The 21,133-nt window shown below is 36.8% G+C and carries 26 protein-coding genes; 4 read left to right on the forward strand and 22 right to left on the reverse strand.

What is annotated here, in order from left to right; all coding sequences use genetic code 11:
- Nucleotides 1-84 precede the first annotated feature (84 nt).
- A complete protein-coding gene (locus FNW21_RS07305) occupies nucleotides 85-657 on the forward strand; it encodes a GNAT family acetyltransferase (RefSeq protein ID WP_144256089.1) in 573 nt (190 codons plus the stop codon).
- On the opposite strand, the gene FNW21_RS07310 is transcribed toward FNW21_RS07305, so the two are convergent.
- From FNW21_RS07310 to FNW21_RS07370, 13 genes are all read right to left on the reverse strand, one after another.
- On the reverse strand, nucleotides 654-1,289 hold the full coding sequence (locus tag FNW21_RS07310; protein ID WP_144256090.1) for a hypothetical protein: 636 nt from the start codon (nucleotides 1,287-1,289) through the stop codon (nucleotides 654-656). The two genes, FNW21_RS07305 and FNW21_RS07310, sit on opposite strands and share 4 nt — an antisense overlap.
- A 3-nt stretch (nucleotides 1,290-1,292) precedes the next feature.
- The gene (locus FNW21_RS07315; protein WP_144256091.1) at nucleotides 1,293-2,327 is read right to left on the reverse strand and encodes an ATP-grasp domain-containing protein; all 1,035 of its coding nucleotides are present in this window, start codon (nucleotides 2,325-2,327) and stop codon (nucleotides 1,293-1,295) included.
- Nucleotides 2,328-2,336: 9 nt separating this feature from the next.
- Nucleotides 2,337-3,047 (reverse strand): NRDE family protein, encoded by a 711-nt coding sequence (locus FNW21_RS07320; protein WP_144256092.1) that lies wholly within the window; start codon nucleotides 3,045-3,047, stop codon nucleotides 2,337-2,339.
- Complete coding sequence (locus tag FNW21_RS07325) at nucleotides 3,035-3,523, reverse strand: DinB family protein (RefSeq protein ID WP_144256093.1); 489 nt, start codon at nucleotides 3,521-3,523, stop codon at nucleotides 3,035-3,037. Before FNW21_RS07325 ends, FNW21_RS07320 begins: the two co-directional genes overlap by 13 nt.
- Before the next feature lies 1 nt (nucleotide 3,524).
- Nucleotides 3,525-3,914, reverse strand: a complete 390-nt coding sequence (locus tag FNW21_RS07330; protein WP_144256094.1) for a DoxX family protein — start codon at nucleotides 3,912-3,914, stop codon at nucleotides 3,525-3,527.
- A 7-nt stretch (nucleotides 3,915-3,921) separates the two neighbouring features.
- Nucleotides 3,922-4,380 (reverse strand): YHS domain-containing (seleno)protein, encoded by a 459-nt coding sequence (locus FNW21_RS07335; protein ID WP_144256095.1) that lies wholly within the window; start codon nucleotides 4,378-4,380, stop codon nucleotides 3,922-3,924.
- A 133-nt stretch (nucleotides 4,381-4,513) separates the two neighbouring features.
- On the reverse strand, nucleotides 4,514-5,413 hold the full coding sequence (locus FNW21_RS07340) for a hypothetical protein (protein ID WP_144256096.1): 900 nt from the start codon (nucleotides 5,411-5,413) through the stop codon (nucleotides 4,514-4,516).
- Between the two features lie 8 nt (nucleotides 5,414-5,421).
- On the reverse strand, nucleotides 5,422-5,835 hold the full coding sequence (locus FNW21_RS07345) for a DM13 domain-containing protein (protein WP_144256097.1): 414 nt from the start codon (nucleotides 5,833-5,835) through the stop codon (nucleotides 5,422-5,424).
- 88 nt (nucleotides 5,836-5,923) lie between these two features.
- Nucleotides 5,924-6,181, reverse strand: coding sequence for a helix-turn-helix domain-containing protein (locus FNW21_RS07350; RefSeq protein ID WP_221932059.1), 258 nt, complete (start codon nucleotides 6,179-6,181; stop codon nucleotides 5,924-5,926).
- Nucleotides 6,181-6,627: a DUF1572 family protein gene (locus tag FNW21_RS07355; protein ID WP_144256098.1), complete on the reverse strand. Its 447-nt coding sequence runs from the start codon at nucleotides 6,625-6,627 to the stop codon at nucleotides 6,181-6,183. Before FNW21_RS07355 ends, FNW21_RS07350 begins: the two co-directional genes overlap by 1 nt.
- A 19-nt stretch (nucleotides 6,628-6,646) precedes the next feature.
- A complete protein-coding gene (locus FNW21_RS07360) occupies nucleotides 6,647-7,057 on the reverse strand; it encodes a nuclear transport factor 2 family protein (RefSeq protein ID WP_144256225.1) in 411 nt (136 codons plus the stop codon).
- A 97-nt stretch (nucleotides 7,058-7,154) separates the two neighbouring features.
- Entirely contained in the window at nucleotides 7,155-7,832 is a 678-nt protein-coding gene (locus FNW21_RS07365) for a Crp/Fnr family transcriptional regulator (RefSeq protein WP_144256099.1), read from the reverse strand.
- 322 nt (nucleotides 7,833-8,154) lie between these two features.
- A complete protein-coding gene (locus FNW21_RS07370) occupies nucleotides 8,155-9,294 on the reverse strand; it encodes an acyl-CoA dehydrogenase family protein (RefSeq protein WP_144256100.1) in 1,140 nt (379 codons plus the stop codon).
- A 96-nt stretch (nucleotides 9,295-9,390) separates the two neighbouring features.
- On the opposite strand from FNW21_RS07370, the gene FNW21_RS07375 reads away from it, so the two are divergent.
- Together FNW21_RS07375 and FNW21_RS07380 are read left to right on the forward strand one after the other, a co-directional pair.
- Nucleotides 9,391-10,455, forward strand: coding sequence for an anhydro-N-acetylmuramic acid kinase (locus FNW21_RS07375; protein WP_144256101.1), 1,065 nt, complete (start codon nucleotides 9,391-9,393; stop codon nucleotides 10,453-10,455).
- An 88-nt stretch (nucleotides 10,456-10,543) separates the two neighbouring features.
- The gene (locus FNW21_RS07380; RefSeq protein WP_144256102.1) at nucleotides 10,544-11,437 is read left to right on the forward strand and encodes an energy transducer TonB; all 894 of its coding nucleotides are present in this window, start codon (nucleotides 10,544-10,546) and stop codon (nucleotides 11,435-11,437) included.
- A gap of 45 nt (nucleotides 11,438-11,482) precedes the next feature.
- On the opposite strand, the gene FNW21_RS07385 is transcribed toward FNW21_RS07380, so the two are convergent.
- From FNW21_RS07385 to gcvP, 8 genes are all read right to left on the reverse strand, one after another.
- Nucleotides 11,483-12,244 carry an ABC transporter ATP-binding protein gene (locus tag FNW21_RS07385; protein ID WP_144256103.1) on the reverse strand — a complete coding sequence of 254 codons (762 nt, stop codon included), beginning with the start codon at nucleotides 12,242-12,244 and terminating at the stop codon, nucleotides 11,483-11,485.
- Nucleotides 12,244-12,990, reverse strand: a complete 747-nt coding sequence (locus FNW21_RS07390; protein ID WP_144256104.1) for an MlaE family ABC transporter permease — start codon at nucleotides 12,988-12,990, stop codon at nucleotides 12,244-12,246. The genes FNW21_RS07385 and FNW21_RS07390 overlap by 1 nt, the downstream gene beginning before the upstream one ends.
- A gap of 77 nt (nucleotides 12,991-13,067) precedes the next feature.
- Nucleotides 13,068-13,919 (reverse strand): glycosyltransferase family 2 protein, encoded by an 852-nt coding sequence (locus tag FNW21_RS07395; RefSeq protein WP_144256105.1) that lies wholly within the window; start codon nucleotides 13,917-13,919, stop codon nucleotides 13,068-13,070.
- A gap of 62 nt (nucleotides 13,920-13,981) precedes the next feature.
- Nucleotides 13,982-14,509, reverse strand: coding sequence for a methyltransferase (locus FNW21_RS07400; RefSeq protein ID WP_144256106.1), 528 nt, complete (start codon nucleotides 14,507-14,509; stop codon nucleotides 13,982-13,984).
- Between the two features lie 179 nt (nucleotides 14,510-14,688).
- Nucleotides 14,689-14,997 (reverse strand): type II toxin-antitoxin system RelE/ParE family toxin, encoded by a 309-nt coding sequence (locus FNW21_RS07405; RefSeq protein ID WP_144256107.1) that lies wholly within the window; start codon nucleotides 14,995-14,997, stop codon nucleotides 14,689-14,691.
- Complete coding sequence (locus FNW21_RS07410; RefSeq protein ID WP_144256108.1) at nucleotides 14,994-15,224, reverse strand: addiction module protein; 231 nt, start codon at nucleotides 15,222-15,224, stop codon at nucleotides 14,994-14,996. Before FNW21_RS07410 ends, FNW21_RS07405 begins: the two co-directional genes overlap by 4 nt.
- Nucleotides 15,225-15,594: 370 nt before the next feature.
- Entirely contained in the window at nucleotides 15,595-16,653 is a 1,059-nt protein-coding gene (locus tag FNW21_RS07415) for a 3-oxoacyl-ACP synthase III family protein (RefSeq protein WP_144256109.1), read from the reverse strand.
- Between the two features lie 272 nt (nucleotides 16,654-16,925).
- The gene (gene gcvP / locus FNW21_RS07420) at nucleotides 16,926-19,772 is read right to left on the reverse strand and encodes an aminomethyl-transferring glycine dehydrogenase (protein WP_144256226.1); all 2,847 of its coding nucleotides are present in this window, start codon (nucleotides 19,770-19,772) and stop codon (nucleotides 16,926-16,928) included.
- Between the two features lie 134 nt (nucleotides 19,773-19,906).
- Here gcvP and FNW21_RS07425 point away from each other — a divergent pair, with 134 nt between their 5' ends.
- A complete protein-coding gene (locus FNW21_RS07425) occupies nucleotides 19,907-20,752 on the forward strand; it encodes a UbiA prenyltransferase family protein (RefSeq protein ID WP_144256110.1) in 846 nt (281 codons plus the stop codon).
- On the opposite strand, the gene FNW21_RS07430 is transcribed toward FNW21_RS07425, so the two are convergent.
- The gene (locus FNW21_RS07430; protein WP_144256111.1) at nucleotides 20,730-21,116 is read right to left on the reverse strand and encodes a group III truncated hemoglobin; all 387 of its coding nucleotides are present in this window, start codon (nucleotides 21,114-21,116) and stop codon (nucleotides 20,730-20,732) included. The two genes, FNW21_RS07425 and FNW21_RS07430, sit on opposite strands and share 23 nt — an antisense overlap.
- Nucleotides 21,117-21,133 lie beyond the last annotated feature (17 nt).

Consider the following 21,133-nt stretch of genomic DNA (forward strand, 5'->3'; position numbering starts at 1 on the left):
TAACGTAAAGGATTCTTTATCATTTGTCCTTAAACTTCCAGTATTTTATCTAATTTTACCCCAAAAAAATTCAAACCGCAAAAAATGATTCAAAATACACACTTTAAAGTTGCTGAAATCGAAGATATTCCGGGTGTTCTAGCACTTCAAGACCTTTATTTAGTGTCTAATTTATCTGATGAGGAAAAAAAAGAGGGTTTTGTAACCACTCCTTTCTCCATAGAACAACTCACCGAGGTGATTAGGCAAGAAGGATTGTTTCTGGCTATTGACAACAGTTGTATTGTTGCTTATATTTTTGGAGCGAGTTGGGAATTTTTTAGCCAATGGCCTATTTTCAATTATATGATCTCCCTTTTTCCAGAATTGAGTTTTAAAAATTTTGAAATCACGACAACCAATAGTTTTCAGTATGGTCCCATTTGCATTGCTAAAAAATACCGCGGTCAAGGTTTGATTCAGCCTTTTTTTGAATTTATGAGGATTCATTTGCTCAAAAAATATCCGTTGAGCATCACTTTTATCAATACCACCAATATGCCTTCGCAAAAAGCGCATATTAACAAATTAAAATGGGAGGTAATTACCGAATTTACGTTTAACAACAATACGTATCTGGCGTTGGCTTATGATATGAATGTACCCGTTATGGTTTAACGCAAGTATTTTTTATACACTTTGAACGCTTGAAAAATGGCCAAAACGATAAAAAATAGCGGCAACAGAATGGGCAAATAGTTAGAAAAAAATTGGGTTTGTTGCGATACGGAATGCAACAAAACTATGGCGGACAACATCCCTAAAAAAGTGCCTACCAAAGTTCCAGATAGGTAATAAAATTTTCCTTTTTGAACGAGCGAAACATAATTAGCATTCGTCAAATACATGTTCCAGCCCATCCAAAAAGGGATTTGAAGAAAATTTAAGGCACACAAAACCATACCAATCATAAACGGAGAATACTGGATATAATCGTGAAGATAATCCTGATTTTGAGTTGTAGAACCTGTATGGGCATAAAATAAATAAGCGACTAACAAAAGAAAAAATACCGCAAAAAAATCGATACTTTTCATTAATTTGGTATTGTTGGTCAAATAATTTACGAAAATAACGGTGCAATAAATCACAATAGATTCAACAGAAATTACGCCTAATAAATAAATAATCAAGGCTTTGGTTCCAAGTTGTGTAAAAATAGTTACCCCAATTAAATTCAAATATCCTACTGGCAACGAGCCCAAAAAGCTGACCAAAAACCCGAAGAATAAATTTTTTGATTGCTGCATGGATTAGAAATTTACAATTTTTTTGCTCTGCGCCAAATGCAATTTATATTCACTCATACCCGTTTTGTGGGACAAATATGGGAACCCTTTTTGATGATTTTCAACACTAATTTTGTACATATAGGTAATATGCCGCGCCAATTCTTTCCAAGCAAACCACAAGGAATGTTTGGGATCGTAAATATGTGTAGGTTCACTCGCAGCACCGTTTAACTCCACAACCAAAAAGTTTTTTCCGTTCTCTAATTCCTCCCAAGTATGGTACATCACGTCCAATCTTCCGAAATAAAATTCTGGAATTTGCAGGCACATTGCGTTCATTGTTTGGGTTAATTTGGGTGTAATCCAGTGGCTGGCATCTATAAATTTGGCTCCACGAGCATGATTGCCGTATGGGACTAGATTTACTCTTTGGCCTTGAGCCAAAATATCCTGCAATTGCAATCCATATTCTTGTTGTAAAACGGGTAATTGCAATTCATAACGAGGATTTTGTTTGATCAATTCGGCTATGGTTGCTGTACCATTTCCTTGAACAATCAAGAATTCTTTGGCAACGATTCCGGTTATTCGACCTGTTTTTTCGTGTGGGAAACGAACATAAAAAATGCCAATTTCGTTCTCATAAGGAATTAGGTTTTGCACCACATAATCAAAATTAGCTTGCTTGGCGTAAGTTATTAAATCTTCAATTCCATTTATTTTTTTTACCGCCGATCCGCGCAATCCAATGTCTGGCTTGGCTATAAATGGGTATTTTATTTTTGCTTTTTCGATAATTTTAACCACCTTATCAACGGATGTTGCTTCTAAAACTAATGCCGTTTCGGGATAAAACTGTTTTGGAATCAAATCGTAAATCGCCATTTTGGATTCCATTATAAAACCACCATTTTTGATAGACGGATTCGAAGCATTAAAGAAAAAAATCGATCTGGCTCGCAGTGCATAATACGCCCACAAAAAATAAATGGGAATATAAACAATCTGGAAAGGCCAATATTCCCAATGAAAAAGTTTGTGAAAAAATAATCGCATTTTTGCTTTTTAAACGGTTATGAAAGTGGTTGCAAAATCCTCTTTGGCAATCAAATCGCAATGCAAGATAGCGACTTTATTGTGTTGCATAACGGATTGGGTGATGCTCATGGTTTTTAATCCATTTTCTCTGTCAATAACCAATCCGTTTTGGGAATTTTGACTTTCGGTATTCCTATGAAAATGGAGCATTTCTGAAGCGGAAATAGTTGGGTTTTGTTCCAAAAAACGATAAAACCAATCCGAACGCTGATCCCGAATTGCAGCTGCATACAATGTGGCTGAAGACCAAATGTGTTTTTCGGTAACGGATAATACAGTGGTTTCTTTTTCAAATCCGTTCCAGCGCAACTGAAAAAGCTGCTTGTTTTGAAACAAAACTAGGGTAAAAGGGGCAATGTTTTCTAGGTCAATTTGTTTCCAAAAATCCTTTGGCGATGCGCTACTAATGATATCCAAAACAATTAATCCACGGCTTTTACGGTAGTGAAGTTGCTCTTCGTGTTTTTCGGCAGCACCGTTTAGCAAGACCAAAACTGTTCCGTCAGCCGTTATGGCATACCATGTTCCGCCTGCTTTGGGATCTTTAGGAAAAATAATATTTTTACCATTAATGGTATAATTTTGAGGAGGAATCGCACGCAACCGAATTGTTTTTTCGTCCCGATTGGAGGTAATAACTACGCCTTCACTAGTTGGAACAAAACTTACTGTACACATTGTTTTCTATATTCGATTGTAGAGCGGGCAACGCCAAAATTGACATCAATGCTAATGTTCTTGCATTGCAAAAGCGCCACTTTTATTAAGGCTTGGTGGTGTATGCAATGTTCTAAATTGTAAAGTAATTCTCGGTTATAATTGCTTTGAATTGTAATTTTTTCGCCATCAATTAGTTGTTGCAACTCAATATGTTTATTCTCTTTTACAAGATTTTGTTGAATTTCTAGCAGTTGTTGAACCGCATAATGCGTATTGGTTTGGATTTGAATGTTGCGCGCTCTAGCATCATAATTTACAATCCCCAATTCGTAATTAGTAGCTAAACATTGAAACATTTCGATGATATGTCTCGTGTGTTCTCCAATGGTGGCGTGACTCAACTCGGTACAAGGCCGCGCATAATCCTCGTTAGAAATTTGATTTAACAAGAGGGTCAATTCGGTAAGACTTTTATGGATAGACGGAATTAGCATATTAAAATTTTAAATGTAACAAATTGGGAATTCGCTTTTTATTCAAAAAAACTAAAATTGCACAACAAAGAAAGGTAATTACCGCTAAAATAAAAAGTTCTCCACCATCATTTTGCACTTCGATACCCAAAACAAATACATGCGATGCAATAGCCCCAATCATAACGCCACATCCCATGAGCGCACCGAGCAAAGTTGTTCGAGGAATCAAAATTAAAATTGCCGCAATTAATTCGCCAATTCCAGAGCCAATTCGGCCAAAAGGTTCGATGCCAAGTGTTGCAAATATATACACACTTTCTGGGGCAGCAGTAAATTTAAAATACAGTGTTTGCAGTAAAATTACAGCTGCTACAATTCGTAAAGACCAAGGTAAAATAGTTGTTTTCATGTTCGTTTTATTTATTAATTTTTTTCCAATTTAAGTCTGCTTTTGCTTTCAAACTCGTTTCGTCTTTGTTCCAAATTTTTAATGTATTGTTAAAAAAAGCATTGTAAAACAAATAGAGTTTACCGTTAACAATCTTGAAAGTTTCGGGATTTATTTCCACTTTTTCGCCAGCACTGCCCATGGCATAAGCACACCAGCCACCATATTCTGGTTCGAAATTGTCTGGACTTTTTATGAAAATATCCTTATTTATTTGCGACGAGAATTGATAAACAACGCCTTCAAAGGTTGTCGTTAAGGCCTCTTTTCCTTTTACAGCTTTATTTTGTTTGAAATAAGCCACGGGGTCATAGCCTTGAATGGCTACTTTTTTTTCTAAATTGAATGCTGCAACTCTTTTGCTAGCGTTTTGTCCAAAGGTTGTTGTTGCAAGAGCGACCAACAGGAGTAAAATTGTTTTTTTCATGATTTTTATTTTAAATTAGGATAACTGATTTTTTCTAATACAAAGATAGAACTACCCATAAAAACGGTTTGTCCGCTAGTTTACATTGCTTGCAAAAAAAATATTTATTTATGATTTGCTTTTATTTAAGTTTCTAAAATAAGATTTTATACTGTACCCCTAAAACGAAACTTCTAGTTAAACCGTCAGGGCGAATGTCTCTAACTACAAATGGAGTAGCCAACGAAATTTCGATGCTGTTCCTAGTATTTATAGCATATGACGAGATTAAATTTCCGTTAATGGTTAACCCATCAGAACCCAAAATAGTTTCACGTTGACCAAAAGTATTTTCGAAAGTATCTTCGCCAAGATGATAAATAAATAAGACATTAGGCTTGAATGTAAACTTCTGATTTGGCGTTTTTAAAGTATACGTAGCTCTCAACAAAGCATCCGATTTACGTTCGAATAAATTTGTTGACGGAAAATCATTGGTCCCAGAAAATTCCTTGAAATACGAATTCTTATTGTTGTTGAAAACTGGAATTTGAATCGCCGCATTAAAATTCCATTTTTTATAATTTAGATTCGTCCCCAAAAACAAATCAAATGTTCCTAAACTGGCTTGATAATCTAATGGCAGTGAATAGCCATTAATTTTTAAATTGGCAGTTGTAAAAGGAATTTTCCATCCAGAAGTAAGGCTCCATTGCGTATTTTTTTTGGCTCGAAAGCTGTAATTCCCAATCAAAAAAGCGTCGCCAAAACTAGCACGAGTACCAAAACTGCCATTTGCCGCAGAAAAGGATACTTTACTGCTCCAAGAAAAACGTTCATTTACTTTTCTGGCATAAGAAACGTAGGGCGAAAAATAGGTCACATCTGCTTCTCCAGCTCCAAAAACAGTGGCAATTTCTATACTGTTTTTAAGCTCTTTTTTGTTTGAATCAAAACCGTGATGTATAGAACATATTCCAGCGTCGCTGCACCCTTGAGCCGCAGCAATTGTAACACTAAAAACGGTCGTAAGTATAAAAAGTATCTTTTTCATAGGTAGTATTATTTAAGTTCCGCAACAGCAAACAAATGATTGTATTGCTGGCAATGGATTAATACATATTTATAGTTAGAAACCGCTACGTTTGCAGGAATAGCATAAACCTTTGAAGTGGTTAAATTGCCCAGATTTACAAAATCGCTTGGCGAATTGGTTTTGGATAAATAGACTTTTAAATCTGGACCACTAGAAATATTAAAATTGTCTAAAACCACTTTGAAACTAGTTCCGTCCTGAACCACTTTTGCAGTTCCCGAAACCGTAATCCCTGAAGTAGGTTGAAATTGTCCCTCAATAACCGTTGGCATAGTTATGGGATCAACAATTATTTTCATAGGATCTTTTGTGAGATTGCATTCCACTTCGCAGGAGCAAAATAAGGCTAGTAATGGAAGTAGTAAAAAATTTGTTTTCATAAAGATTACTTTTTTAATGAATCAAAAGTAAATCGATATAAAAAATGGAAATGTCGGGAAGTTTACATTTCGAGTAAAATAGTTGGAATTAACTCATTCCCCTAGCAAAACCTACCGTATCACGATACATTTGTGGAGAAACATTGGCATTGTTTTTAAAAAACCGACTGAAATAATGTTCGTCATCATACCCCAATTCGTAGGCGATTTCTTTTACGGCTTTGTTGGTTAAATACAACTCTCTTTTGGCTTCAATGATAATTCGCTCCAAGATTAAATCGGTTGGAGTTTTGGCTCGTCCTAAAATGGGTTGACTAAAAATTTTTGTCTGGATGAAACGATAAATTACTCGTCTAAAAGTCGTCTGTGGTAATTAATTTGTCCTAAATGATAGGCTAAATGCGTGGTTAAATGAATCAACAAAAATTCCGTAGTGGTTGGTTTTTCCCATACTAGCATTGGGAATTCGTTTTCTAAATCACTTGTTTCTAATTGCATCAAACTTGTTTGCACAACTTTTTGAGTTGCTTCTATTTTGGATAGTAATTCGGATTTAGAAATCCCTTTACTAGAAAACTCTACTTCCCGATTTCTAACATAATCCACCTTTCCTATACCTAATCCAACATACGTATTGAGATTTCCTATCAAATGCAAGCAAAGGTTACCAGCTGAATTGGCTATTCCTTTATCAATAACCCAAATAATATTTTCGTTTTTATAGGATTCCATTTCACTCTTTAATCTACTCAAATCGCGATCAAAAAGGAAAATGATGTTTTGAATATTCATATTGGTTTAATTCTAGTTGTTATAATCTTCTGTCTTTTTCGTCAATTGGCAAATCATTGATACTGGCAAAACGCTTGCGCATCAAACCGTTTTCGTCAAACTCCCAATTTTCGTTTCCGTAAGCACGAAACCATTGGCCTTGCGCATTTCTATATTCATATTCAAACCGAACCGCCATGCGATTTTCACGAAAACCCCACAACTCTTTTTTGAGTTTGTAGTCGAGTTCTTTTTCCCATTTGCCTTTTAAAAAAGCTATTACCGCTTCACGACCATTGATAAAATCAGTACGGTTACGCCATTCGGTATCAATGGTGTATGCCAAGGCTATGCGCTCGGGATCTTTACTGTTCCAAGCATCTTCGGCAAGTTGTACTTTTTGTAGAGCGGTTTCCAAAGTAAATGGAGGCAGAGGTAGTTTTTTTTCTATTGGATTCATAGTTTTAAAATTAAAATCCAAGTCGATTCAAGACGAATTGACTTGCTAGATTAGGAATTAATACGATGTATGATTTTTAAAGTGAATGCTATAATTTAGTAATATCATCAATCAAAATGAGTTTTCTGGAATAAAAAATCAGTTGGTTTTCCTCCATTTCATTGAGTAATTGCGTAGTAGTTTGCCGTGAAGTTCCTATGATTTGAGCAATATCAGCTTGGGTTAAATAGTTTTCAATGGTGACTTTATTGCCTTCTATTTTTCCTTCTTTTTCAGCCCATTCTTTGATAAAAGTATTCAAGCGGGTTTTGGCATCTTTTGACATCAAATTAGAATAATTGTTTTTGATGCGTTTCATTTTGAGTCCTACAAATTTAGTATAGGTCAAAGCCAAATTAGGATTTTGAAGCATTAAATTCTCAAAATCGGACATTAAGAAACTACAAATAGCTACTTCATCGGTCAAGGCTTTGGCATATTCATTAGAAGTGGTATCATTTTCCAATGTCAATTCGCCAAACAAATCCCCTTTTTGAATTATATCTTTAATGGTTTCGTTTCCATCTTCATCCATAGATACGATTTTGATATTTCCTTTTTTGAGCAAAAAAATTCGAGGCACATCGGACGACGAAAAATAGATAATTTCCCCTTTTTTGGCTTTTTTAAAACCTGTAATGATGCACAATTGCTTGATTTGTGACATGCTTAATGTCCAAAACAGCTTGTGATCCCGCAAGTACCAGTATTTTAATTCTTCAGACATGAAAGTAAAATGTTTTTGTAAATGTATAGAAATTTATGTTTGAAAATAAAAACAGGGCGTTCGCTTTTAAAAAGACTGCCACAGATTCACAGATTTCAATAACTTAAAAGGAATGAAATTGACACTGATTTTTGAATTTGTGCAATCAAAAAGCATTATTTTGGTTTTAAAATCTGTGACTCGAGCGAGAGTAAACAGGCGAAGCAATCAGTGGTGTATTTTCTTTTTTTATTTACAATTATTTTAAAAGCGAATGCCCTGAAATAAAAACCCTTTCAGAATTTAAAAACTGAAAGGGTCAATTGGTATGAAATAATTTATTTTACGAAACCAAAGTTCTCGAAATCACAATGCGTTGTATCTCCGATGTTCCTTCATAAATTTGGGTTATTTTGGCATCGCGCATCATTCGTTCCACATGATATTCAGCCACATAACCGTTGCCACCATGAATTTGAACGGCCTCGATTGTGGTATCCATAGCGACTTGCGACGCATACAATTTGGCCATAGCACCGGATTGCGAAATGTCTTTTCCCTCATCTTTTTCGGATGCTGCTTTCAAGCAAAGCATTTTGGCCGCCATAATACTCGTAGCCATATCAACTAATTTGAATGCAATAGCTTGATGTTTGAAAATTTCTTTGCCAAAAGCTTTGCGCTGTTGTGCGTAATTCAAAGCCAGTTCGTAAGCTCCTGTTGCAATACCTAGTGCTTGTGAGGCAATCCCAATGCGCCCACCATTGAGGACATTCATGGCAAAGGTAAAACCAAAGCCTTCCTCGCCAATTCTATTTTCTTTTGGGACAATCACATCCGTAAATAGTAGCGAATGGGTGTCGCTACCCCGAATACCCATTTTCTTTTCTTTAGGGCCAATAGCAAAACCAGCCCAGCCTTTTTCGACAATAAAAGCGCTGATGCCCTTGTGTCCTTTTTCGACATTGGTTTGCGCTATTACCACATAAGTCGATGCCGATGATCCATTTGTAATCCAGTTTTTGGTGCCGTTCAACACATAATGATCGCCTTTGTCGATGGCGGTTGTTTTTTGCGAAGTCGCATCCGAGCCCGCTTCTGGTTCTGATAGGCAAAATGCGCCCAAAACTTCCCCTTTGGCCAAGGGCACTAAATATTTCATTTTTTGTTCCTCGTTGCAATATTTTTGCAATCCAGCACACACCAACGAATTATTTACGGACATAATTACGGCTGCCGAAGCATCAATTTTGGCAATTTCGGTCAAGGCCAAAACATACGAAATGCTGTCTAAACCCGCACCACCATATTTAGGATCGACCACCATGCCTAGAAAACCAAGATCGGCCATCATTTTTACTTGTTCGGTTGGAAATTTAGAGTGTTCATCACGTTCGATTACTCCGGGTAACAATTCGGTTTGAGCAAAATCTCTTGCCGCTTGTTGAATCATTAGATGTTCTTCGGTTAGGTTAAAATCCATATTTATATAAAATAAAAGTTGCTTTTTGTTTAAAAATTAAAGCCAAAGGTACTTTTTTATACGCAAATTATCCATTTTGAATCGTAAATTTGGCACATGAAAAAAGAGTACTACAACGTTATCGGAGTTATGTCAGGAACGTCTCTTGATGGAGTCGATTTAGCGCACATTTTGTTCAGTATAAAAAACGGCAAATGGACTTTTGAAATGCTTGAAAGTGAAACCATTGGCTATAGTCAAAGCTGGATTATAATTTTGAAAACAGCTGTTGATTTTTCTAAAAAACAACTGCAAGAAGTTAACGAATCCTACACAGTGCTACTGGCTGGGATTATTGATGCTTTTATTCAAAAATACAATATCAAGAATTTAGATGCCGTTTGCTCTCACGGACATACCATTTTGCACCAACCTCAAAACGGATTTACGTTACAAATTGGTAATTTACCTCAAATAGCTATTTTGCTGCGACAAAAAGTGGTTTGCGATTTTAGAGTTCATGACGTGCAACTGGGTGGTCAAGGCGCGCCATTGGTACCTATAGGCGATCGGATTTTGTTTTCGGATTATGATTATTGTATGAATCTTGGCGGATTTTCTAACGTTTCTTTCGAAAAAAATAATCAACGAGTGGCTTTTGATATTTCGCCTGTCAATACCGTTCTTAATTTTTATGCCAATCAATTGGGTTTGGATTATGATGATAAAGGAGCCATTTCGAGTACAGGAAGTTGCAACCAAACGCTTTTGACGCAATTAAACGCTTTGGATTTCTATACCCAATTACCCCCTAAATCATTGGGTTTTGAGTATGTAAAAGAAACTGTTTTGCCACTCATCGAAAATTTTGAAATCCCCATTAACGATAAATTAAATACCTTTACCGAGCATGTTGCCATCCAAATTGCTTTGGCTTTGCCTACCCAAACAGGGAATCTTTTCATTACTGGTGGCGGCGCTTACAATGATTTTCTAATCGCCCGAATCCAATTTTATTTGCCTAAAATGACACTTATTATCCCCGAAAAAAAGATACTTGAATTCAAAGAAGCGTTGATTTTTGCCCTATTGGGTGTTTTGAAATTGCGAGGAGAAATTAATGTTTTAAGTAGTGTTACGGGAGTAAAATGGGATCATAGCTCGGGGAATATTTATCTATAAAAGGAATGCCTCTTCCTTTCAACTCTTAACAATTTTTAGTACTTTTCAGCGTTTTCTACTAACAGCTTTTTTAATTCAAAAAAACCAAATGAATGCTACTTTTTCATCTGACCAAAAAAAATCAATTGGATACGCTTTGCTTTTGTATACCATACTGTTATTGATTTTATTCTTCGTTCGCTTTTGGCCACCGTCTAATTTGGTCGAATTAACTGGTGGCGGAGGTGGTGGCGGTGTGACCGTAAATTTTGGAGACAGTGAGCTAGGTTCTGGCGATAATTATAAAAGTGAAGTACTCGAAGTAAAAAATCAAGCCCAACAAACGCCTTCTAAAGTTGCTCCCGAAGAAGCCATCCTAACGCAAGAAAACACCACCGAGGAAAGTGTGGTTGTAGCACCAAAAGAAAAACCAAAAAAGCCAGTAGTTGTAATCAAAGAAGAACTAAAACCTACTGTAACCAAACCCAAAGTGGCTACAAATACGAATGATGCCTTATCCAGTATCCTAAAAGGTTCCAACAAAGGAGGCGATGGCGATGATAAAATAGCAGGCAATAAAGGAAAATCGAACGGAAGCTTAACAGCAACTGGTTATTACGGAACTGGTGGTTCTGGAGGTGGCACAGGTGGCGGTAATGGAACTGGAAACGGCATAGGAACTGGCAGCGGTTATGGCGCAGGAAGTGGCGGTGGGTCAGGGAATGGCTCGGGTGGTGGGTACTCGTTAGGAAATCGAAAAGCGCTCTCCAAACCCGCACCAAAATACACTTGCAACGAACAAGGAAAAGTAGTTGTAGAAGTTACAGTTGATCGAAACGGGAATACAACTAGCGCAATTCCAGGTATAAAAGGTTCTACCAATACTGCAAAATGCCTTTTGGATCAAGCCAAAATAGCCGCAATGAGCACTAAATGGGATGCTAGCAGCGATGCTCCCGAAAAACAAGTAGGTAAAATTGTATATAACTTCAACTTGAATTGAAATTTTAGGGTCTAAAATTGTGTAGCTATTTATCCAAAGCCTTCTTTATCCCTTTAAATAGGCTTCTCGGACTTTTTTGAATAAATTGGAGGAATATACAAATTCGATGATTGCTTCATTGTCAGTTCTAAAAATTTCTTCCTTGGTGCCTTCCCAAGCTTTCACACCGTTTTTTAGAAATAAAATTCGCTCGCCAATTTCCATTACCGAGTTCATATCGTGGGTATTGATTACCGTTGTAATGTTGTATTCTTCGGTGATTTCTTCGATGAGGTTGTCAATTAAAGTCGCCGTGTTTGGGTCTAAACCAGAGTTGGGTTCGTCACAAAATAAGTATTTTGGATTGTTTACAATGGCACGAGCAATGGCAACCCTTTTTTGCATTCCACCTGAAATTTCCGAAGGTAATTTTGTATGAGCTCCCACAAGATTGACTCTTTGTAATACAAAATCAACGCGATCTTTTATTTCTGATCGGTTGTTTTTGGTGAACATTTTTAGCGGAAACGCAACATTCTCGGCAACTGTCATCGAGTCAAATAAAGCACTTCCTTGAAATACCATACCAATTTCGGTGCGTAATTCTCTTTTTTGATCGGGATCCAAATCGGCATAAATGCGTCCGTCAAAGGAAATTGTTCCTACTTCAGGCGTATGAATTCCGAGTAACGATTTCAATAAAACCGTTTTTCCAGAACCAGATTGTCCAATTATCAGATTGGTTTTACCTGTTTCAAAAACCGTAGATACGCCTTTGAGCACTTTGCTATCACCAAATGATTTTTCTATGTTTTTTACTTCTATCATTAGGTCAAAAGCAATTGAGTTAATATATAATTGGTCAAAATAATCATAACCGAAGTCCAAACAAAAGCCACGGTACTCGCTTTTCCTACCTCAAGCGCGCCGCCTTTCATGTAATACCCGTGAAACGATGGGATAGAAGCCAGCAAAATACCGAATATAAACGTTTTGATAAATGCATAGGCAATGTGATAGGGAATAAACTCTTGTTGTACACCTACTATAAAGTCAACGCTACTCCCAAAACCGCCGTAAACACAAGCTACATAGCCTCCCATAATGCCTAAAAACATACTGATGCCTATGATAAAAGGATACAACATAATGGCTATTATTTTGGGAAATACCAAGTAATTTAAGGAGTTAACACCCATAACTTCGAGTGCGTCTATTTGTTCGGTAACACGCATGGTGCCTATGCTTGAGGTAATAAATGAGCCCATTTTACCCGCCATAATTACCGATATAAAGGTAGGTGCAAACTCTAATATCACGGATTGTCTTGTGGCAAAGCCAATAAGGTATTTGGGAATCAAAGGATTGGATAAGTTCAAAGCCGTTTGTATGGCTACTACACCGCCAACAAAAAACGAGATAAATGCTACAATTCCAAGAGAATTAATAATTATATCATCGATTTCCTTAAAGATAAGACCTTTCATAACCGACCATTTAGTTGGCTTGTTGAAAATTTCTTTCCACATCAAAAAATATTTTCCAATTTGAGATATATAGCGAATGAGCATCATAGATTTAAAATATTGTCAAAAATAGGTATAAGTTATGAGTTATGGCGTATGAGTGGCGTCTTTTTCGAATGGCCAAATTACCCAAAGAGCTTTTCCTTCATCTTCATCAAACGATAATTTTTAATAAATTTTGCTTGTTCTGGTGTAACTAATAAAGGTGTTTTAGCCTTTTTTGCGTTCCAAAATCCTTTTATGTAATCAAAAAACAGGAATGGTTTTTTTTTCATCATCGCTAGTTTTGCCGATGAAATCAAAGTGATGAAAAACCCGTAACCCAAGGTATAAAACGATTCGCCTTGTTTGTAACGAGCCGCTTTGTTGTAATTAGCCCCAGTTGGTTTTAAATGTTTGATAATTAAGGACGCATCTGTAACTACTTTCCATCCATTAAATTTAGCGAGTAATTCGTCAACGGTGTCCCAACCCATAGCGGGTTTTAGATTACCTATTTGTAGGAAACAGGATTTTCTGTAGGCTTTAAAGGCGCCTCGAATGTGGTCTTTGTCGGTTAAATTTTCCAAAATCCATTCGCCATTTTTTTCAACATAAGCAAATCCGCCTGCCATCCCAACTTTTGGGTCGTTCTTAAAAATGGTTGCAATAGTTTCAAAATAATGGTTTGGAATAATTAAATCCCCGTCTAGTTTTACAATTACATCGTAGTTGTCATCGATGGTTTCGAATCCTTTATGAAATGCTTGTATGACTTTACTTCCCGGCATGTGAATGGTTTGGGAGGTTTTGTTGACTAAAGTGATAAACGGATTTTCTTTGGCAAAAGCCAATACAATTTGAGCCGTTGCATCCGTTGAATTATCATTTACAACGACTACCTTTTTGGGCAAAAGTGTTTGAGAAACCAGGGATTGCAAGGTCAATGCAATATAGGCTTCTTCGTTATATGCGGGGATGATGATGGAGTAGTTCATTGAAAAATTTTAGATTTTAGATTTTCTCTTGGTGTTGTCCAATAAATTTAAAATCGGTACACTTAAATCTTAATTTTCTCTGCAAAAACAATATAATATCTTGGCGTAAAATAGCGCAATAAGGGTCTGAAACCAATTTTTTTAACAGGATGTGTGAATTTTTCACGAGCGGTAATTTTCCAGCCTGTTTTTTCGAGTAGCCAGTCGAGTTGCCAATCCTCGAATTCGTGATAATGCCTGTCCCACATATCGGTTTTGCTGCGGTATGCTGGGGAAAACCATAGTCGCAACGGAATGGATATGAGTAATTTATCGCATTTTACGTTTTCCAGAATGGTATAGGGATTTAATAAATGTTCGAAAATTTCAAAAGCCGTAAAAACAGTATATTCTTGGGTTTGTAACGCGGTTTGGTTGTTGTCTAAATCTTCGCCAGTAGTGTTTTTTACGGCATATCCATTGGCTTCCATGATTTTGGAAAACGGATTGGGAACTCCTAAATCAAAAATTGTTTCGGATGTGGGAATGTGTTTTTGTAAAAATTCTAAAGTGTGTTTGAAGCGTTTATTTGGAAAGGTTTTCTCGTACATTTTTTTTGTTTTTGCCTTAAGCTACTAAAGTGCAAATTTATAAATAAAATGGTAGGATTGGTATATTTTAAAGGGCATTCGCTTTAAAAAAGGAGTTTACACGAATTTTAAAACTTGTTTTCAATTTTTTTTTGAAAAGAACAAAATCGAAATTTATTGTTTTATTACTATTAGCATTGTTAAATTGAACTTCTGCGATTAAGGATTTCAGGGTCATTTGCGTCGTGAAAAACGCAAGAAATGAAAATTGTATTGTTGGGTTGGTCAAAATAATAATGAATTGTATAAGGAAAAGTACGTACTACGGCTACTCTTATGGCGTCGTATTTTACAGGAAAAGCCAATAGAAAATCACTAATATAATTGACTGTTTTTCGAATCTCAACAGCAAATTCTTTGCCTAAACCTTTTCGTTTAGTGTTGTACCATAATGTGTTTTCGATAATATCTAATTTGGCAGACTCTGAAATGACTTTTTTGCATTTCATAAACCTTGATCAATTTTATCCATAACTTGATCAAAATCTAATGCAGAATCAGGATTGTTTTTATAGATCTCTAATCTGCGTAAAGCTTCTATTTTTTGCCATTGCGGGACATCATCAAGTTCTGAAGGTATGACAATAACTTCAACTCTATTTGCTTTAAAATCATCGGGTAATAAAACATTAAACGAGTTGTTTTTTACGTCAATAAATTGTCTGATGGCGTTCATAATAAGTTGATTTTAAAGTGTATTCGCCTGTTTTACTTAACAACGCTCTACAAAGATAGGTGAAAAAGCCACATTCTCAAGAAAAATAATTGCAAAAAAAACGTGCTTACTAGTAGAAGAAAGTAGCTATATTTCATAAAAAAAAGTGTGCTTTAATAGGCTTATGAATTTAGTTCCCTGGTTTTAAATCTAAATCTTTTTTGAAAACCGATGCTTTAGCCCTGATAGGTATGGAAAGCCCGGACTGAAAAAAACTAATTTTTTCTTGTCCTAAAAGAGCGACCAAAGGAAGCTCCTTTTAGGGCATAGAAAAATAGTTTTTTGAGGGAGGACTTGTAATGTATAGCTGGATTAGCTCCTGAAAATACAATTAATAGCGGTAAACAAATGCGTTGACATTCATTCCTGCTCCCACGGAGGCAAAGAGTAAAATATCGCCTTTTGAGATTTCTTGGTCTTCGATTTTGCCTTGAATCAGGAGGTCAAAAAGGGTTGGAACCGTGGCTACACTGCTGTTGCCAAGGTCGTGAATGCTCATGGGCATGACGTTTTTGGGCGGTGTTTTGCCGTATAATTTATAAAAACGATGCACGATGGCTTCGTCCATTTTTTCGTTGGCTTGATGAATCAGGATTTTCTTGACGTCATCGATGGCGATTCCGCTTTGATCGAGACAGCTTTTCATGGCAGCTGGTACTTGACTTAAGGCGAATTCGTAGATTTTGCGACCGTGCATTTTGATGTAACTGGTGTTGGGATCTAACTCGGGATTGTACGATTTACCGTAGAATAAATAGCCCGCTTCGTCGATGGCAAAAGTGGCGTTCTCGTAGGACAGCATTCCAGCATTGTCAGTGGAGGCCTCAATGATGGATGCGCCAGCTCCGTCCGAATAAATCATGGAATCCCTATCGTGTGGATCCACAACTCTCGAAAGGGTTTCGGCACCTATGACTAGGCATTTTTTGGCCATGCCGGATTTGATAAACGCATTGGCTTGCAACACGCCTTCGATCCAACCAGGACATCCAAAAAGGATATCATAGGCGACACATTTTGGATTTTTTATGCCTAAATTATGCTTCACTCGAGTGGCAAGACTAGGTATCATATCCGATTGGGAATGACCATATTTTACATCGCCAAAATTATGGGCAAATATGATGTAATCAAGGGTTTCAGGATCTATTGCGGCATTTTCTATGGCGCGTTGAGAGGCAAAAAGTGCCAAATCCGATGCGGTATAATTATCCTCGGCGTAGCGTCTATTTTCGATGCCTGTGATGCCTTTAAATTTGTTGATTACGACTTCATTTGGGTAATGAAAAAGAGATCCATCTTCGTTTAAGAATACATGTTTATCGAAGTCTGTATTGCTTATTGTTTTCTCGGGAATATAACTTCCTATTCCAGTTATTTTTATTTTCATCGGGCTGTTTTCCAAAAAATTTCTGCTAATTTAAAGATAAAAAAAATAGTAAAGCGCTACAATTTGCTATGCGTGCATATAATTATCGAATTTTATCTTTTTGGCTAAATTACTGATAATTTTTTAATGAATTGTCAAAATGATTGCGTTTTTAATTTAGTAATTGTAGGGATTGATAATCAGCTGTTTTTTGATTGACATCGAATTGGAAAGTATTGTCCAAAAAAAATGCCTCGAAACTAGCGAGGCATTTTTAGGTATTTTAAAGCAAACTAGTTTTCCATATACGCTTCAATTGGAGCGCAACTGCAAACTAAATTTCTATCACCATACGCTTCATCGGCACGACGAACGGTAGGCCAAAATTTGTTTTCGGCAATGTAATCCAACGGAAATGCGGCTTGTTCACGAGTGTATGGATAGACCCAATTGTCAGTCGTAACCATCATTAAAGTATGTGGTGCGTTTTTCAAAACATTGTTAGAATCGTCAGCTGTAGCTGCTTCAATTTCTTTTCTAATAGCAATCATAGCATCACAAAAACGATCTAATTCTTCCAAGTTTTCACTTTCGGTAGGTTCAATCATGAGCGTTCCAGCTACTGGAAATGATACTGTTGGGGCATGAAATCCATAATCCATTAATCGTTTGGCGATATCCGTTACTTCAATTCCTTTTTCTTTAAAGGGACGGCATTCTAAAATCATTTCGTGTGCTGCGCGACCCATTTCGCCAGAATACAACGTATCGTAATGTCCGTTTAATTTTTCTTTGATGTAATTGGCATTCAAAATCGCATATTCAGTCGATTTTTTCAAACCTTCGGCACCCAACATGCAAATATATCCGTAAGAAATCAAGCAAACTAAAGCCGAACCCCAAGGTGCAGCAGAAATTGCCGTAATAGCATTTGAACCACCAGTAGGAATCACAGGATTGGTTGGTAAAAATGGAACCAATTGTGGTGCAACGCAAATAGGCCCAACTCCTGGACCACCGCCTCCATGAGGAATAGCGAAGGTTTTGTGTAAGTTCAAGTGACACACATCTGCTCCAATTGTTGCTGGATTTGTTAATCCAACTTGAGCATTCATATTGGCACCATCCATGTAAACTTGTCCACCATTATCGTGAATAAGTTGCGTTATTTCTTTAATGGCACTTTCAAAAACACCGTGTGTTGATGGATAAGTCACCATTAAACAAGAAAGATTATCCTTGTGAAGAATTGCTTTCTCTCGCAAATCTTCTACATCAATATTTCCGTTTTCCAATGTTTTGGTAACGATAACTTTCATCCCTGCCATCGCTGCCGAAGCTGGATTAGTTCCGTGAGCCGATGACGGAATCAAAGCAATATTCCTATGATAATCGCCGCGAGATTGGTGATAGGCACGAATAACCATTAATCCGGCATATTCCCCTTGCGCACCAGAATTGGGTTGTAATGTTGTTCCTGCAAAACCAGTAATTACGTTTAATTGTTGCTCTAATTTAGACAACATTTCTTGGTATCCTTGTGCTTGATCTAGCGGAGCAAATGGGTGAATGTTGTTCCATTGTGCCATACTTAAAGGTAACATTTCTGAAGCTGCATTCAATTTCATCGTGCAAGAACCCAATGAAATCATCGAGTGATTTAACGCTAAATCTTTACGTTCTAACATTTTGATATAGCGCATCAAAGCCGTTTCTGAATGGTATTTATTGAAAACATCATGTTGTAAAAAGGGGGATGTTCTAATCCCCTCCCCAGCCCTCCCCGAAGTGGAGGGAGCTGAAACTGGAAAAAATTCTTTATTACTTGCTTCTGCAAAAATTCCTGTTATTTTGTTTACATCCCCAATGCTTGTGGTTTCGTTCAACGAAATAGAAATCGTATTTTCATCTATATAATAAAAATTAACTTCGTTTTGTTCGGCAATTTCTTTTACTTTTTGAGCATTAGCTTTAATCACAATGGTGTCAAAAAAAGCGGTATTGGTTTGTTCGAAACCTAATTTTTTTAATGCCTCTTCCAACGTTACAGCCATTGCATGCACTTTGTTAGCAATGTATTTTAAACCTTTTGAACCATGATATACGCCATACATTCCCGCCATTACGGACAATAAAACTTGTGCCGTACAAATATTTGAAGTCGCTTTATCTCGCTTAATGTGTTGTTCCCGTGTTTGTAACGCCATACGAAGTGCTCGGTTGCCATTGGTATCAACCGTTACACCAATAATACGTCCTGGCATCGAACGTTTGTAGTCGTTTTTGGTTGCAAAATAAGCGGCATGGGGTCCACCGTATCCTAACGGAATTCCAAAACGTTGTGTGGTTCCAAGTACTACTGCCGCTCCCATTTCTCCTGGAGGTGTCAGTTTGGTTAAACTCAAAATATCGGCAGCAACGGCAACTTTTATCTCATTTGCGGCAGCTTTTGCGATAAAATCCGTATAGTCATTTACCTGCCCGTATTTGCCTGGATATTGTAGGATTGCTCCATAAAAATCTTTTGAGAAATCAAATGTTTCGTGGTTTCCTAGTACTAATTCCACACCAATTGGTGTAGCCCGTGTTTGTAAAACAGATAGCGTTTGTGGTAAAATTTCTTCGGAAACGAAGAATTTATTTATATTATTTTTCTTTTGGTCACGAGAACGAACGTCAAATAATAGTGCCATTGCTTCGGCAGCTGCGGTTCCTTCGTCAAGAAGTGATGCATTGGCAATTTCCATTCCGGTTAACTCAATAACCATGGTTTGGAAATTCAAAATTGCTTCCAAACGCCCTTGTGCAATTTCGGCTTGATAAGGCGTGTAAGCCGTGTACCAACCCGGATTTTCGAATACATTGCGTTGAATTACAGCGGGAATAATGGCTTGATTGTAGCCTAAACCGATGTAGGATTGAAACATTTTGTTTTTATTTCCTAATTTTTGAATGTGATTGGCAAACTCATATTCGGTCATGGCGGGATCTAGATCCAAATCAGATTTTAAGCGGATATCATTCGGAATCGTTTCGGAAATTAATTGGTCAAGTGTTGCTGCACCAATTGTTTGCAACATGTGTTGTAGGTCATTTTCTCTTGGCCCAATGTGTCTTAAAGCAAAAGCATCTGTTCTCATGGCAATGTAAAAGTATTGTTTTTTGAGGTGCAAAAATAAATATTAATCTTCTAATAAAGGTGTTTTTTGGCTTCATTTTATATGAATTTTTCAACTAAATCGCTGATTTGTTCACAATTGATTAATTTTGTCTAATGAAGATTTTTAAACATATTCTCGATTTTTACATCAATAGCAGCATTCATGTGGGTTTGTCTTGTTATGCCTTGGTGCGAATCACGCAAATGAAGTTCCACATTTTGGGGGATGAGTCGGTAGCTTATTTTGCTTTTTTTGGTACAATTGTGGGGTATAATTTTGTGAAGTACGATGCTTTGGCAAGAGCCAAAAAATTTGAAATGCGAAACCAATTAAAATTGATTGCCGTTTTTAGTTTTTGCGCGTTGTTGCTTGTGTGCTACTATTTTTGGGAGTTGCAACGAGCCACGCAACTAGTTTCTGTAGCTGTATTGGGAATTACGTTGTTGTACACGCTTTCTTTTTTTCCGAACAAAAAAAATGCCCGCAATTGGGCTGGTGTAAAAATTTATATCGTGGCGGTATGTTGGGCTGGGGTTACAGTAGTTTTGCCTTTTTTGAATTCCAAAAGCACGCTTTCGTATGGTTTTTATCTCGAATGTGTGCAACGCTTTGTCTTGATCTTTGTACTGATTCTTATTTTTGAAATCATTGATTTGACCAAGGATGATCCCCATTTAAAAACAGTTCCGCAGCAAATAGGGGTGAAGAAAACCAAAACTCTTGGATTTGTTTTATTATTTGTATTTTGTGCACTAGCGTTTTGGACTGTTAATGCTAATGCTAATTTTGAAGTTTTACAATTGCAATTGGTTTTTATAATAACAATTGTTATTGCTTTTTTTCTGGCTTTTGCCAATACCCAACGCTCGAATTATTATACTGCTTTTTGGGTAGAAAGTATCCCTATTGTATGGTGGCTGTTGCTCTTCGTTTTAGTTAATTGCGTCCGGCGTTTCTAAAATACTCGATTTTATAATTAAACATTTGCGCCATATTTTGGGCTCTTAATTTGGCATCATCGGCTAATTTTCCTGTAAATAAATGGTCTACGGTTTCCGTAAATAGCGCCATCCAACGGTCAAAATGTTGAGTGTTCACAGGCAACTGTTTGTGAGGTGGGAAAGGACTTCCTGTATATGTGTGTTCTTCTAATAAAATGGTTTGCCAAAAACGATACATTTTTTCTAAATGTTCAGGCCATCTTCCCATTATTTTTTCGTTAAAAATAGGACCAATAAGTGCGTCTTCTTGCACTTTGGAATAGAACGAATTTACTAATAATTTGATGTCTTCTAAACTGGTAATGTCTGTATTTGGAGTCATAATAGCGTGTAAAAAAG

The sequence above is a fragment of the Flavobacterium restrictum genome (assembly GCF_007097245.1).
Taxonomy (GTDB): domain Bacteria; phylum Bacteroidota; class Bacteroidia; order Flavobacteriales; family Flavobacteriaceae; genus Flavobacterium; species Flavobacterium restrictum.